Below are 16,741 nucleotides of genomic sequence, written 5' to 3' on the forward strand. Positions count from 1 at the left end.
TGGAGAACACTGTTTTATATATAAGGTTATTAATTTTCAGTTTTGTTTTTTTACTTCTTCAATATTTTTTCTGTTACTGTTGAAGATTTTGTTTTAAGTTTAATGTAATATACTCCTGTCTGAAGCGAAGATAATACGATCTGTTCCTGCGTCATATTCAAATTTCCCTGCCTGACCAGTTGTCCTGTTGCTCCAAAAATTTCATAAGAAACCAAAGGCTCTTTACTTTTGATCGTTAATACATCCTGAACCGGATTAGGATATAATTGCATTCCTGCCTGAGCAGCCGTTTCTTCTACTGACATCTGACTGCACGCTGATTTAGCAAATTTTGTAAAAAAAGACTGAGATTTTCCTCCCGCTACATTAACCGCCATTGTATTGACGTTATCATTGGTGTCTGTAAATAATTGATCATGAAAAAAACCTCCCACTACATAGTTGCCATCGTTATCTGCAGCAACCGCCGTAAATTCATCTATAACATAATAGTTACTGCGGATTTCTCCTGTTCCCAAGACTTCTCCGGTATCTTTGTTAAGTCTCACCAATAAAGGATCTGATCGATCTCCATCAGGACGTACCATTGCATAGCTTCCCCAGACATCAGACCAGCTTCCTTTAGCAAAGGCTATTTCATTTCCATTTATAGCAATTGTTCCTTTGGTAAAACGATAACCAAACTGAAGACCAGACATTGCTTCCGGAGTTCTTGCCCATTGTACTGTACCTGAAGCATTCATCTTCATCACAAACGGAACGGCTTCCACATAACTTCTCAGAGGAAAAGTATAGTTTCCGAAAGTGGCAGGCACTGTTATTCCGTTAAAATAACGTCCAGAAATATAAATGTCTGAAGTTGCCGGATCTTTTATAATAGAATGAATTTCATCATCAGTACTTGTTGTACCATTATTAAGTTCTTTTCTCCATACCTCAGCTCCGGTAGTACCATCAAAAGCAAATACATAAGCCGCTTTCGTAAATGGAACATTATTATAGGAAAGATCAACCAGATTACTGAATCCCGGATCCATCCTTTTACCAGCAATATAATAACGATTCAAACTTTCATCGTATACTACATTCACTTTTCCTTCTCTTCCTACAATATTTATTGCACCTCCTGTAACAGGAAGAAGCAAAGGAGTCGCTGGTGTCATATTCCCATTATCATAATTGAATTTAACGGCATAATACTGATAAGTTGATGTAAAGGTTGAAGGCACCGTAATCATTCCATTTAAGTGTGTTCCTGCTCTGAATCCCATTATAGCGTGAATATTTTTAGATGCATCCATATACATCATCTGAACATCGCACATTCGCGTGGAATAACTAACATCTCCCTGTAAAGATTTGCTCCATGCCAATGTACCGTCTGAAGTATTATATTTTAGGAGAAAAGCAGCTTTATGGGCTGGTTCTATCGTTTGGTCATAATAGGTATACAAAGGCTGTGTATGAGTATCATCAAAGTGCATAGGAACAGCATTAGGATCTCCTACATATGAATTGTTATAAAGGGTTGCCAACACGTATAATCCTCCGTTATTATCTACTTTAATATGCCATGCATTTTCTCCATCTCCTGAACCACCTATTGGCCTGGTCCATCTTATATTTCCTGCACAGTCTGCAGAGAACAGAAAAAGATCACTCAGACCGTAATTGGTTACAGAAGCTCCATTCAGGTTTTGATCCTGTTCACGCATCGTGGCAAGATAATAGGTATTATTGTTATTATCCACTACAATATCCCTTATAGATTCATCAAATACATAATGAAACCCCGGATCAGCAGAACCTGTTAATCCCCCTGCCTGTTTTCCCCATTGCCATTGGTAGGCCTGGCTAAAAGATAATCCTGGTACTATCAGAAGTAATCCCCAAAGTTTGTTTTTTAATCGTATCATAAAAATTCATTTAATTATCACATCCTATAAAAAAACAGTGCTCTCCGAAGAGAACACTGCTTTATAAGCTACTAATTTTTAATTAGTTTTCCTTGTAATGAGGTGTCTCCCGTTTGTACGATAACAATATAAACACCCTGCAGCCAGCTGGTAACATCCACGTCTACCTCTCCGGAAGCCGTTTTCAGTTCCTTACGGAATTTGACATTGCCCATGGCGTCAAAAACTGTAACCTGTTTTGCCAGTAATTTTTCATTGCCCGTATTATACGAGATTTTCACTTTTTCCTTAGCAGGATTTGGGATCATTTTCAGAGAAGAAACTGAAGTCGCTATTACACTTCTTTCTGCACTTTTCATACCCATCCAGTTTGGATCTACCGCTTTGGTAGTAAACTTACATGTTTCATTAGAGAATAAAATCTCATCTGTACCCTGGAAGCCTGAGTTTGGATAGAATGCCAATGGATTAGCGTTCATATCATACACTCCACCAGCAGGAATCGTAATAATAGATGGAAGATAAATTCCAAATCCATTAAGACTTGAAACGGTAAGACTTATCGGCTGGCTTCCGGTATTGAAGATTACTCCATACACATTATAATGGTCACCAACCCATTTCATATTTTTGATATCTGCTTCCAGTTTACATTCTGTTTCGAATCCACATTCTTTACCTGGATAGTAATTCATGGTTCCGGAAGTAAACTGACATCCCAGATGATCGATTTGCAGCTGATAGGTTCCTGCAACATTAATATACAGCGGATAGATATAATTATTGTTTCCGCTCTGAATACTGTTTCCGAACAACAGCCAATCATGATGATCGAAGACTCCTTTTGGTCCTAAAACATAATTCTTTCTAAGACATTCATCATAGCATCCTGTTGGGAATACCCACATCAGACTTTCAAGGCTTAATGGAACCTGTGTATTACCTACAACTTTACATCCACTTGGTGCCGTGTAAATAACCTGATAAGCACCGCCTTCATTCACTGTAATAGACTGGCCAGTCATTCCGTTGCTCCAGTTATAAACTCCTGCAGACGGTCCAGATGCTGTTAACATCACCTGATAAGGCTGGCAGTTTACCATATTATAGGTTACTGAAATCGGTGCCGGTGGACTATTTACAGTAACTGTAAAGCTTTTGCTGCTTGTACATCCTGAGGTACCCGGAGTTCTTACTTCCAGCGTATACACATAAGTACCGGCAGATAATGGCCCTGTACTTATAGCAATAGGATAAGGAGAAGAAGCCCATGGTACAATCACAGAATTTCCTTTTTTCCACTGATATTCCAATGTGTTATCCGTTACAATACCTGTAAGTACTGTTGAAGATCCTTCGCAGATATTCGCTGTTCCCGATATGTTAACATATGGAGGATTTTTAAGCGTTACCGGTATTGCTTTAGTACTCATAATACTTGTTGTACATCCGTCTGATGATACCAGCACAGGCCAGTAGTTACCAGATTGTGTTGGTGTGAATACAGGAGAATTTGGTGCTCCTGAAACAGGTTGAGAACCATTCATCCAGATATACTGAGTAGGAGACCCTAGTGTACTGCTGAATATAATATTAGGAGCACTTCCTATACAAGCAACAAGTGTAGGAGGCGCCAAATCTCCATCGAGAGTGGCCTCTTTTACATCAACACCAATTACAGGAGAAAGATATTCACATCCCATAGGAGTTTTAATTTTCAACTGAATTGTTTTTGTTCCTGCTGTATTATACGTTATTGTAGCACCTGATCCTGTCGTAACATAAGATGTACCATCAAAAATCCATGTGTAGGTATTTCCGGGAACATAATTTATTGGACTGAACGTTATAGGCGAACGTGCACATAACCAGGCAGGAACCAAGAAAGAGGTATCAGGGATCGGAGCTAATGTAATAGTCTGCGTAGTGGTACATATTGGCTTCCCTGGTGCAGATACCGTCATTGTAAAGGTATAAGTCCCTGGCGCCAGATTATAAGTAGCTGACTGCCCTGTTTGGGTAGGCTGTCCCGGTGAAGTGAATGTGTAAGTAATAGACGCCGGATTGATTTCAAATATTGTAGAAGTATTGAAAAGTGTTACACTGTAACCATTTCCACTACATACTGTACTGATATTGAATTTAGGCTCATAATTCTTTCTCACTTCTACCCCTTTGCTGTACCAGCATGATCCGTATCTCAGACGTACAAAAACAAGATGTGCTCCTGCAAGATTAGTCTGATATACCGGTGAAGCAGTTCCCTGACCGGAAACCAAAGTAAGCATAGGATCTGACAACCATTGGATTTCATCCGGAGTTCCATTGTATGTTAAACCAGAAACCGTAATATTGTTACAAGCAGACCATGCCGGAACAAAGTTAATCTGAGGATTTGCTGTACAACTTCCACTGCTCGGACAAGACTGAGTCACATTAATATTCTGTGAAGAAACCACACAACCGTTAATATCTACAGCCTGTACTCTATACGTTCCAAAAGCACCTGCCCCTGAAATCGTAAACGAGTTTGTAGTTGCACCTGGTATAATACCATTATCTTTATACCACTGCCAGGACATGATATTGGTAAGTCCTGTAGAGCTGTTAGCCGTAATAGTATACGGTGTCATTGTGGTAGGATCACAAACTGCAATATTATATACCGGAGAAACTGTAATAATGGTTTCAGGATATACAATAAAGTTAGCACTTGCAGTAGGCTTATAGTTACATCCGTTAGTACCTGCATAAGTTACAGTAACTGTGTGTGAAACATTGTTTCCTGAATTATTCTGGATATATCCGTTATTCGGGAAGCTGTAAATTCCAGTCGGATTAAAGGCTGTCGTAAACGTTCCGCCAGCAAAAGTGAAAGTAACACTTGTGGCTGAAGTAATAGTTCCCTGATTTACTGTAAAAGTAAGATTTGATCCTAAACAAATTCCACCAACATTAGTAAAGCTTACTACCGGAAGCGTTATTAAAGATACCGGCATAGTGATGATTTTCGTCACTCCACATTTTACTACTTTCAAGATCAGATTGGTAGTATTTGTTGAAGAAATTTCATTGAAGTTTACCGTAATATTAGCTGTACCTTGTCCTCCTACTACACTTCCAAAGTTTGAACTGGCAAATGACCATTCCATAAAATCAGGAACAATACCGTTCAGGTTTGCACTGAAAGTTTGAGTACTACTCGGACAGAAAGGTCCTGAGTTTGGATTAATAACAATTGTGCTAAGATCCAGCTTCGTTACATTGAATGATTTTGGAGCTGAAAGACATGCTGCACTGCTGATCGATTTATTCTGTGCAGACACTGTATATGATGAAGCACCAGCATTAAATATCACCGTAACAGATTGCCCTGCGTTACTTCCCTGAATAGTTCCGTTGGTAACACTCCAAACCGGCACCATTCCAGGATCCACTGTACTGATGGTGTAAACATAAGGTTTTCCTGGACACACTTTTGTTTCTCCGGAAATGGTTCCGTTAGGTGCCTGTGGAATTGGTAATACCTTAATAATTCTTCCATTACTTTCACAACCTCCACCTTGCTTGGTAGCCGTCACAGTATATGTTCCTGCTGTTGCAAAGGTGTAGTTGAATATTCCCGTCATTGGCAGGGAAGTATAGGTAGATGTCCCCGTTGTTACTTTCCAGATAACCGGCACGTTAGGAGAAGCTGTAAATCCCTGGCTTGTTCCAGCACAGATTTCATCCACACCTCCACTTACCAATACAGGAGCCTCTACTACGATATCTATAGAAGCCTGTCCTTCACATGTCAATAAAGTATTGAAATAATTAGCCGTAAGGTGATAAGTCCCTGGCTGATTTGCGGAGAAAACAATTTCGTTTCTCTGTTGAGTATTCGTCAGCAGGCCTCCCGCAGGACCAGAAACATTCCAGTTAACTTTGGTTGTTGGCCACTGAGGAATTGAATAGGTATACTGTCTGCCAGTACATATCACTTCCTGTCCTTTAATTTTTGCATTTTTTAAAACGACAGGAATTTTAATTGTCGTCCACTCAGGACAAGCACATTCTGACATATACATTACATATCCAAAGCCGTCAGACGGATCTACCTGATCCCAAACCACTTCAATTTCGTTACCGTTAATGTTGACAATTGACCCTCCGATAACTTTCCATTGTCCTTTGTTGCATCCATCCTGTACATTGTATTTTTCAGTACTGCCTTCACATACTACGGAAGCACAGTTGATCTGTACAGGGTCAGCTTTTAATACCTTGATCTGTTTTTTAATTCTATCCTGACAGCCGCACTTGTTGGTTACCGTCAGAGCGATCGTATAATTTCCGGGATTAGCATACAAATGAGACGGCTCAAAAGCGGTAGAAGTTGTACCATCGCCAAATTCCCAGAAGTAGTTAATGATATCCGATCCACCGTTCTGTTCAGAAAGATTATCAAAATAGATCGTCGTATTTCTACATACTGTATCTGTCAGGTTTAACATTTCGAATTTAGCAATCGGTCTGTTAATCTTTTCGATACAAATGGTCTGGGTTTCCACAGTTCCGTCATTGTAGGTGATAACCGCCTGTAAAGATCCGTTCCCCGCTGCTCCCCAGCTTACATTCGCTATGGTATTCGCAGGTCCTGAAATGGCTGCAGTACCTCCTGAAACCGTCCATTGGACATTGGAAACATTCGGTCCCTGAATCTCGTATTTTACAGTTGATTTCTCACATACCCGGAGACATTGGGATGAATTGATGTAGGAATAAGCGATTCCGTTGTCAGGGATCTGACCTTCTTTTTCGCCACGGAATTCCTGGCATCCGACCTGAGCGGTCCATGTAATTCGAGCTTGAGCTTGTAGTACCCAGGGTACCAGAAGCCAACATAGCAGGAGCCATCTGAAGATGTGCTGCCTACCAAAATAGGTGTTGTTTTTCATAGTTATTAAAAAAGTGTTATTAATTTTTTGTCAAATTAATAAAAATAATAATACAAAAATCATTTAATCGTGAAAAAATAACATTATTTCACAGTTGAATTTCAACAATATAGATAAATTCATACTTATATGTTATTTCACCAACATATTAATTATATAAAAAAATCCTCTTTTTTTTAATTTCGGGATCACAAAGCCATTTTAAATCAAATAAAATTCTAAATTCTTAATCAATAAACCCCAAAATCAATAGACAAAATTCAATTAAGTTTATTTTTTATTAAGCAATATCAATTTATATTAAAATTAATCATATTCAAAACAGATATAATAACTAGCTTTTTATCTATCTCTTAATTCTTAAAAAACCTATATGTATTTCACCAACTCAATCTTCACCTGTAAGCTTTTCCTATCCATACCTATATCAATATCAGTAAGAATAATCATTAGAATTGCCGACAAGATTAAAATAATTTATCTTTGTTTTTCAAGGCTTATCATAAATATTATATTCAATAACTCCTATATGAGAAACAAAAATTTTTTATTTTCCGCTAAAGGAATCTGTACTGCAGCGTTTCTTTCCTTAAATACAATTGTTTATGCACAGAAGGCAGCAGATATCTCAACCCTTTCAGAAAAAACATTAAATACCATTCTGGAAAAAAACAGAGCTTATTATACTCAGGGAAAAGTAGCAGATTACATTCCTGAACTAGGGAAAATGGATGCTAAAGCAATTGCCTTTTCAGTGGTTGATAAAAATGGGAAAGTATTCAATACCGGTGATGTAAGTAAGAAATTTACCATGCAAAGCATTTCCAAAATCATATCCTTAATGGTAGCTGTAAATGAAAAAGGAGAAACTCATATTTTTGATAAAATGGGATACTTTGGATCAGACAAACCCTTCAACCATTTCTCAAACCTTGAAACCACAGGAAAACCGCTTAATCCAATGATGAATGCCGGAGCTATCCTTACCACTTCACTGATCTCAGGAGATGGGGAAAAACCATTCCTTAAAATCCTGGATATGGTGAGATACATTACCAAAAACCCATCAATAGAATATAATAAGTCTGTTTACGAATCGGAAAAGTCAACAGGACACCGTAACCGTGGAATGTTTTACATCATGAAAAACAGTGGACTGATTTCAGGAAATGAAGACCAGCTGGACAACTATTTCAAACAATGCTCTATTGAACTTACTGCTGAAGATCTCGCAAAAATAGGATACTTCTTTGCCAACCAGTGCTTGAGATTTGACGGAGATACCACCTATAAAAACGCAGATATGGCAAAATTAGTAGAATCACAGATGCTTACTGCCGGAATGTATGAATTCAGTGGGGAATATTCCAGAACTGTTGGTTTGCCTAGTAAATCCGGTGTAGGAGGAGGAATTACAGTAAGTGTTCCGGGAAAAATAGGAATCGGGGTATTCAGCCCTGCTCTAGATCAACACGGAAATTCTCTGGCCGGATATCATATGATTTTAGATCTGGCGAAGCAGTATGGATTAAGTATATTTTAACACTATTAAAGATTAAAGAACAATGAATTCAATAAAAGAATATTAATCTCCAATTCTTTTAAAACAAACTAACAACATAAATCAAACAACATAAATCCGTTGAAATATTTCATTTCAACGGATTTTTTTATTTTCCAAACTTCACCTTTTCAACAATTTAACATCTACATAATTATATCTTACCGCCTACACTTAAGTAGTATTATTATATTATCTCAACGGCTTATATCTACAGGATATTTTTTTTAAACATGGTTGAATAATATACTTTTACAAAAAGAAAATTCATCTTTATAATTCTCACACCAGGATAAAATACAAACACATGATAAAAATTAAACCAACACTTACATGGTTATTTCCTTTATTAAGAATTACTTCTATTACCACTCAGGCAAATGACAGCTAACTTTAAATAGAAGTTTAAATATTTTTTTTACGATTCACCGAAGACCTATCTTTTTCTTTATTCTGAAGAAGAGGAAAAAGTCATAAATCTCATTTCATTTTTTTATTAACATTACTGTTTTATGAATTTCGAAATAATATTAATTTATTCTTAAAAATACCTATCTGTTTATTTATCAAAAAGATAGAAAAAATTCACAAATAATTCAAATTAAATCACAATATATTGATTAATTTTGTTTAAATTCGCTTTGCTATTTTATCAGATTAATAAAGGTAATTCTTACATTTTAGAACCTTATTCATTGTATATTATCTTTTTGTAATATACCTAAAAACAAATCTCTTGTTTTTGAAATATTTTATTTTTTATTCCTATATTTGCTTAACATTTTTTTAACTATAACTATTTATAGTTAAAATTTATAAGATTGTACCGGCCATGTTTCTAAGAATAAGGAAACAATAAATATACTTTAATAGCATTTGAACAATTGATATTTTTATATTAAAAAATCATTATCAAATAACATTTATAATTGAAGATATACTATTGTTTTATTATTTTTATTTCCTCATAACATCAAATTGTTATTTATACGAATAACATTAGTGTTTTGCTATGAGATATCATTAACTCTTTCTATACCGTAAATGCTATGAAAAACTTGACCAAAATCAGGCTGATGTCCTTTGAAAAGCCGGATATAATTACTACAACCCAAAATCTATCCAAAACCGATAGATTATTAAACAATTATCACAAAACAATACATATTGTTAACGATTTAACAAAAACAATTTTTACTATATCATAGCAAAAAGTAATGGTCTTATCGAAAGACCTTGCATTCTGTTATGAAACTCTTGCTATCATTCAATAATTCAATTAACACGCCATGAAAAAATTAACCATTATTGGACTGACGCCTTTTGAAAAGCCGGACGTTACTCTTATATCCCGATTGCACCAGGCGGGTGCATTCCCCGTACTAAGTTTAGGAAATGAGCTAACGAAAGCCCAGGAAGCGTTACATCAACTTGACGAGATAGACGTACCATCGTATGGTATTTATTTTTCTAATGACAATTTCACCACTCTGCAGATTCCGGAAAAAGTAAGATTTGCAATCCTTCCGTTCGGAATGTCTAAACCATTCAATGTACCTGCTATTTATCAGGTAACCAGTTTGGAAGAGGCCATACAGGCTGAAGAATCAGGAGCACAAGGAATCATTATCAAAGGAAATGAAGCGGGTGGATTAGTAGGCTATGAATCCACGTTTGTATTATTCCAGCGTGTGATCAAAGAAATCCAGAGCATTCCGGTGTGGGTACAGGGAGGAATAGGTCTCCATACCGCCGCTGCCTCAAAAGCTTTGGGAGCAACAGGAATTGTTCTGGACAGCCAGCTTGCTCTGTTCCCGGAAAGTTCGGTTCCTCAGGATCTGAAAGAAGTATGCTCAAAACTGAATGGTACAGAAACCAAGGTGATCGCTAACCATCGTGTATTGGTAAGACCCAACTCACCTGCTTTACCTGAAAATGCAACCGCTGAAGATCTGAAACAATACTTTACTGGTTTCGACCTTAGCACATGCTATATCCCTATGGGACAAGACATTTCGTTAGCCACAGATCTGTATGAAGACTTCAAAACGCTGAAAAAACTTATTTTCGGTCTCAAAGAAGCCATGTATGGACACCTGAAACAGGCCAAAGCACTTAAAGTAATTGATAAAAACAACGCTTTAGCCAAGGAATTGGGATTACAATATCCTATCGCTCAGGGACCAATGACCCGTGTGAGTGATGTACCTTCTTTTGCTAATGCAGTAGCAGATGCCGGAGCATTACCATTTGTTGCCCTATCTTTATTGAAAGGAGAATCTGCAAAATCTCTGGTAATGGATACCAAAAAACTGGCGGGTGAAAAAACATGGGGTGTCGGAATTTTAGGATTTGCACCACAGGAATTAAGAGATGAACAGACATCATATATATTAGAAGCAAAACCTCCAGTGGTTTTGATAGCCGGAGGAAGACCTGCACAGGCTAAAGTATTTGAAAAAGCAGGAATAAAATCATTTTTACACGTTCCTTCCCCTGCCCTTCTGGATATTTTCCTGAAAGAAGGAGCTAAAAACTTCATTTTTGAAGGACGTGAGTGTGGAGGTCACGTAGGGCCTCTGTCCAGTACCGTTCTTTGGGAAAAACAAATTGAACGTATTTTAAAAGAAGATCATCCTGAAAACATCAGTGTCTTTTTTGCTGGAGGAATTCATAACGCCTTTTCAACTGCATTTGTTTCCATCATGGCTGCACCATTGGCTGCAAGAGGAGTGAAAATCGGGGTATTGATGGGTACAGCATATCTGTATACCCACGAAGCAGTAGAAACCGGAGCTATTCAGGAAGAGTTCCAGTCTCAGGCAATGCAGGCGAAGGATACCGTTTTACTGGAAACAGCTCCCGGACATGAAACCCGTTGCTTAAATACAGCTTTTGCCCACCATTTCAATACAGAAAAAACAAAACTTTTGGCTGCCGGAATGGATAAAAAACAGGTATGGGAACAACTTGAAAAATTAAATGTAGGCCGTTTACGTATTGCGGCTAAAGGTATAGAACGTCAGGGTGATAAATTGGTTAATATTCCTAAAGATGATCAACTGGACTTAGGAATGTATATGATCGGACAGGTTGCTACGATGCATAACCGCGTGATCTCATTAGCTGCCCTTCATCAGAGTGTGGTAGATAATTACGAACATATTCAGGATGCAGCGTTACCAGAAGAACCGGTTTCTGTAGAAAAACCTCTGGACATCGCTATTGTAGGAATGGAATGTATTTTCCCTGGTGCTAAAAATCTTGATGAATACTGGAGAAATATCATTTTAGGAAAAGACAGTGTTACCGAAGTACCGGATGAAAGATGGAATAAAGAACTTTATTACAAACCGGATTCCAACGAATCGGATGTATCTCATTCAAAATGGGGAGGATTTATTCCTAAAATTGATTTCGACCCATTGGCATTTGGGATTCCGCCACAATCACTTGCTGCCATTGAACCTACGCAACTTTTAACCTTATTGGTTGCTAAACGTGCAATGGAAGATGCTGGATATGGTGAAAAACACATCAACAGAGAAAACATTTCTGTTATTATAGGTGCTGAAGGAGGTAATGACCTTGCCAACAGCTATAGTTTCAGAGGATATTATAAGCAGGTTTTCGGAGAACTTCATGAAGAAGTAAAAGAAGCCTTCCCACATACTACTGAAGATTCTTTCCCAGGTATTCTGGCGAATGTAATTGCAGGTAGAATTACGAACAGATTAGACCTTGGCGGTAGAAACTTTACCGTTGATGCAGCATGTGCTTCTTCTTTAGCAGCCATTGATCTGGCTTGTCAGGAACTTGTCTTAGGAAAATCTGATATGGTTCTTGCGGGAGGAGCAGATTTACATAATGGAATTAATGATTATCTGATGTTCTCCAGCACGCATGCCTTATCCAGAAAAGGGAGATGTGCCACATTCGATGGTGATGCAGACGGTATTGCCCTAGGAGAAGGTATTGCCATCCTTGTGTTAAAAAGATACGAAGATGCTGTACGCGATGGTGACAGAATTTATTCAGTAATCAAAGGAGTTGGAGGATCCAGTGACGGTAAAGCGTTAGGCTTAACTGCTCCTAGAAAAATAGGTCAGGTAAGAGCATTAGAACGTGCTTATTCTCAAGCAGGGATAAGTCCTGCTTCTGTAGGCCTTGTAGAAGCGCACGGTACCGGAACGGTAGTAGGTGACAAAACTGAATTAAGTGCACTGACTAATTTATTCAGCCGCTCAGGAGCTTTACCTGGACAGACGCATTTAGGTTCTGTGAAAACACAGATCGGACATACCAAGTGTGCAGCTGGATTAGCTGGATTAATCAAAGCTTCGCTTGCTGTATATCACGGAGTAAAGCCACCTACGCTTCACCTTCAGCAGCCTAATGCGTATTATAATGCAGAAACCAGTCCATTTGCATTCCACGCAGAAAGTGGATTATGGGGAGAGAAGAACCGTTATGCAGGAATCAGTGCATTTGGATTTGGAGGAACAAATTTCCATACCGTTATTGCGAATCATCCAAAACAGGATAATTCAATCGCCATGCAGTCGTGGCCTTCAGAATTGTTTGTTTTCCGTGGAGATACGTATGACGAAGCCAAAGGAGAATCAAGCAAGATTAAAGCTTTATTAGAAATTAATGATGGTATTCCATTAAAAGATATTGCTTACAGTTTAAGCATCAGCTCAGAAAAGCCAATTCAGTTCAGCATTGTAGCAGACACCGCTGAAGACCTGATGATGAAGCTCGAACTAGTACTGCTAGGGATTGAGACAAAAGACACTTTTACGGTTAATAAAAAAGAAGGTAAAGTAGCGTTCACCTTCCCGGGACAAGGCAGCCAGAGAATCAATATGGCTCGTGACTTATTTGTAGTTTTCCCGGCTATGCGTAAGATTATTGATGAGTATCCTGAACTTGAAAAAGTAGTTTTCCCATCGAAAACGTTTAATGAAGCTGATTTAAAACAACAGAAAGAAACCATTAAAGATACCCGTTTAGCACAACCGCTTCTAGGAATTGTAGATCTTGCCTTAGCAAAATTCTTAGAATCATTAGGTATTATCCCTGATATGCTTGCAGGTCACAGCTATGGTGAAATACCGGCTTTATGTTTTGCAGGAGTATTTGGAGAGGATAAACTGGTTGACTTAAGTGTTCAGAGAGCGCAGTCTATTTTAAATTCAGTAGAAGGCGGAGATCCGGGTTCAATGCTGGCAGCAAGTGCCACTGCGGAACGTTTAAAGCCTATTATTGATAAAGTAGAAGGATGCTATCCTGTAAACTTCAATGCTCCTACACAATGTGTAATTGCAGGAAGTACAGAGGCTATCAATAAATTACTGGAAGTGCTTAAACAGGAAGGTATTTCTGCTAAAAAACTGGAGGTTGCCTGCGCATTCCACAGCCCATTATTAGCGAAATCCAAAGGTTTGTATGCTGAAGTCTTAAAAGACGTTCCTTTCCAGGAAATGCAGATTCCTGTGTGGTCTAATACTACAGCAGAAGTATATCCTTCAAATCCATCAGAAATAAAAGAAAGACTTACTGATCATCTTGTACATCCTGTGAGATTTGTAGAACAGCTTCAAGCCATGTACAATGATGGTGCAAGAATCTTTATCGAAGTAGGGCCAGGAAAAGTTCTTACCGGATTAACCAAGTCTTGTCTGGAAAAAGATCAGCTTACACTATATGTTGAAGACAACAGCCGTAATAAATTCAGTCACCTGCTTTGCATGCTGGCACAATATTTAGGAACTGGCAGAAGCTTTAACATTGATAAACTTTTTGACGGCAGAAGCGTTACGATCATTGATCTTAACCAACCTGAGCTTTACAAGAAAAGCCCTGCAATCTGGCGTGTTAACGGGCAGACTGCCCACCCAACCACCGGTAATCTGCCATCTAATGGTGCATTACCACTTATAAACCCTATTCCCATGAACAATTTTACGAATAACCCACAGGCACCCGCAACGGAAGCTCAGTCTACTGCTGAACGCATGTTGCAGGAATATTTGAACAGCATGAAATTAATGATACAGGCACAGCGTGATGTGATGCTTTCCTTTATGGGACAGAATCCTCAGGCGTTCCCTGCTCCTGTATACCATTCACCTGCACCAGCTGCTGCACACCAACCTATATCTACCATTCCGGTTCAGCCTGTTCAGCAGGAAAGACCTGTAGCTGTAGCTCCCGTAAAACAAGCTCCTTCAAGAGATATTAAATCCTTATTACTACAGGTAGTAAGTGACAAAACAGGATATCCTCAGGAAATGCTGGGTATGGAAATGGACCTGGAAGCGGATTTAAGTATTGATTCTATTAAAAGAGTAGAAATCATCGGAACACTTCGTAACGAACTGGGAACTCTGGGTAACGGAAATACCAGTGAAGATACTGTTATGGAACAGCTTGCAGGAATAAAAACATTAAGCGGATTAGTTTCATGGCTTACTGAATTTTCAGGAACTGAATCAACTGCTGCGCCTGAAAAAAACGGAACAGCAACTGAACCAACAGTTTCAAAATCACAAAATCAGCCGACATTCTCTCTTGAAGATCTTCAAAATGCAATCCTGAATATCGTTAGTGAAAAAACAGGATATCCAAAAGAAATGTTGGGTCTTGATCTTGATCTGGAAGCAGATTTAAGCATAGATTCCATCAAACGTATGGAAATCATCGGTGATCTTAAAACTAAGATCGGATTTGGTCAAAACCTTGAACAGGCGGATGATGTCATGGAAAAACTGGCTGCTATTAAAACCCTTCGCGGTCTGGCAAGCTGGATCAGCGAAATGAATGGTGAAACTAACGAAGCAGCTCCGGAAGTGAAAGAAGAAAATACTACAGAGTCAACTCAAAATGTATTGTCACGCCTTCGTTTTGACATCACTCCTACCGATGCTTCTAAAATACAAAACACAGAAGTATTGCAAGGAAAACGTTTTGCCATTACACAAGATGACAACCAACAAACTTCAGCAATAAAAGATGCATTAGAAAAGCATGGAGCTATCGTAGAATTAGTAGATACAGACAAAGATCTTTCCAATATTGACGGATTAATTATGCTGGACCTATTTTCAGCCGCTGACAAACCAAGCATCATTGATCATGTAGATCTGATCAAGAAACTTGATTTTGATAAAGCAAAATGGGTATACCTGATCTCAGATATTCCGGCACATCTTCAGGAAATTACGGATGCAAGCATATTGCGACACCATCAGGGATATCCGGGGCTTTTCAAAAGTCTGGCAAGAGAATTTGATAACACAACTTGTAGATTAATCAGCCTTAGCACTCCTCAGGAAGTAGATCAGATCGCTGAAATTACTTTAAAGGAAATTCTTACCAACGATAAACCTGCTGAAGTAATTTATAAAAATGATCAGAGACATAAAGTAGACATCATTCCTTCCCCATTATCTACAAGCTTACATGAAGCACATATCCAGTTAGATCAAAAATCTGTTGTATTGGTATTGGGAGGCGCACAGGGAATCACTGCTGAATTGGTAAAACATATGTCTCAGGCTTATCCTTGTACTTATATTCTGGTAGGAAGATCTGCTGATCCAAGAAATGAACTTTCGGCTAAAGATTTTGAAGGCATGAAAACCAAAGAAGAAATCAGAGGTTTCCTTATCAAGTCTGGTCAGTTCACTTCTCCGGCAGAAATAGAAAAAGAAACCACCAAGATTTTTAAAAACAATCAGATTCTGCGCACCATCCGTGATATGGAAAACCTTGGTAACACCATCATTTACCAATCACTCGATCTTTGTGACGAAGAAGGATTAAGCAATCTGATCAGCAGTATTTATGAGAAATACAACCGTCTGGATGGAGTAATCCACGGAGCAGGTCTTTTAGAAGATAAATTATTCAAACAAAAGACAACAAGCTCTTTCGGACGCGTATTTGACACCAAAGTAAAACCACTTCGTGTATTGGCAGAACAGCTTCGTTCAGACTGTCAGTTTGTAGTGTTGTTCTCAAGCATTGCTTCTGTATATGGTAACAAAGGCCAGACAGATTATGCCGCAGCCAACAGCGTACTGGATGATTACGCGAATGCTTTAAATAAAAGATTAAAAGGAAAAGTAATCTCTATCAACTGGGGACCATGGAAAGGTGCCGGAATGGTTTCTTCCACCCTTGAATCTGAGTACGAACGCAGAGGTATTTCCATGATTCCATTGGATGAAGGAAAAGAAATCTTCCTTAACGAGATTAAATACGGAACTGAAAGCCAGGTGCTGATCATGTCAGGAAATAATTGGTAAAACGCTGCA

General features: G+C 38.4%; 4 protein-coding genes. 2 read left to right on the top strand and 2 right to left on the bottom strand.

The genetic code is table 11. The features are described 5' to 3' along the window. Positions 1–50: 50 nt before the first annotated feature. Both ACKTTZ_RS00210 and ACKTTZ_RS00215 read right to left on the bottom strand, forming a co-directional pair. Positions 51–1,916 (bottom strand): T9SS type A sorting domain-containing protein, encoded by a 1,866-nt coding sequence (locus ACKTTZ_RS00210; protein WP_407846918.1) that lies wholly within the window; start codon positions 1,914–1,916, stop codon positions 51–53. A 71-nt stretch (positions 1,917–1,987) separates the two neighbouring features. Continuing rightward, entirely contained in the window at positions 1,988–6,856 is a 4,869-nt protein-coding gene (locus tag ACKTTZ_RS00215; protein ID WP_407846919.1) for a PKD domain-containing protein, read from the bottom strand. A gap of 529 nt (positions 6,857–7,385) precedes the next feature. Here ACKTTZ_RS00215 and glsA point away from each other — a divergent pair. Both glsA and ACKTTZ_RS00225 read left to right on the top strand, forming a co-directional pair. Next, positions 7,386–8,399: a glutaminase A gene (glsA, locus tag ACKTTZ_RS00220; RefSeq protein WP_407846920.1), complete on the top strand. Its 1,014-nt coding sequence runs from the start codon at positions 7,386–7,388 to the stop codon at positions 8,397–8,399. Between the two features lie 1,307 nt (positions 8,400–9,706). Further along, positions 9,707–16,732 carry an SDR family NAD(P)-dependent oxidoreductase gene (locus tag ACKTTZ_RS00225; protein WP_407846921.1) on the top strand — a complete coding sequence of 2,342 codons (7,026 nt, stop codon included), beginning with the start codon at positions 9,707–9,709 and terminating at the stop codon, positions 16,730–16,732. The last annotated feature ends 9 nt before the right edge of the window (positions 16,733–16,741 follow it).

This window comes from Chryseobacterium sp. KCF3-3, assembly GCF_045865955.1.
Taxonomy (GTDB): domain Bacteria; phylum Bacteroidota; class Bacteroidia; order Flavobacteriales; family Weeksellaceae; genus Chryseobacterium.

Excerpts from the sequence above, each read along its gene's own strand:
- ACKTTZ_RS00210 (WP_407846918.1), bottom strand. The coding sequence starts at position 1,916 with ATGATACGATTAAAAAACAAACTTTGGGGATTACTTCTGATAGTACCA.
- ACKTTZ_RS00215 (WP_407846919.1), bottom strand. The coding sequence starts at position 6,856 with ATGAAAAACAACACCTATTTTGGTAGGCAGCACATCTTCAGATGGCTC.
- glsA (WP_407846920.1), top strand. The coding sequence starts at position 7,386 with ATGAGAAACAAAAATTTTTTATTTTCCGCTAAAGGAATCTGTACTGCA.
- ACKTTZ_RS00225 (WP_407846921.1), top strand. The coding sequence starts at position 9,707 with ATGAAAAAATTAACCATTATTGGACTGACGCCTTTTGAAAAGCCGGAC.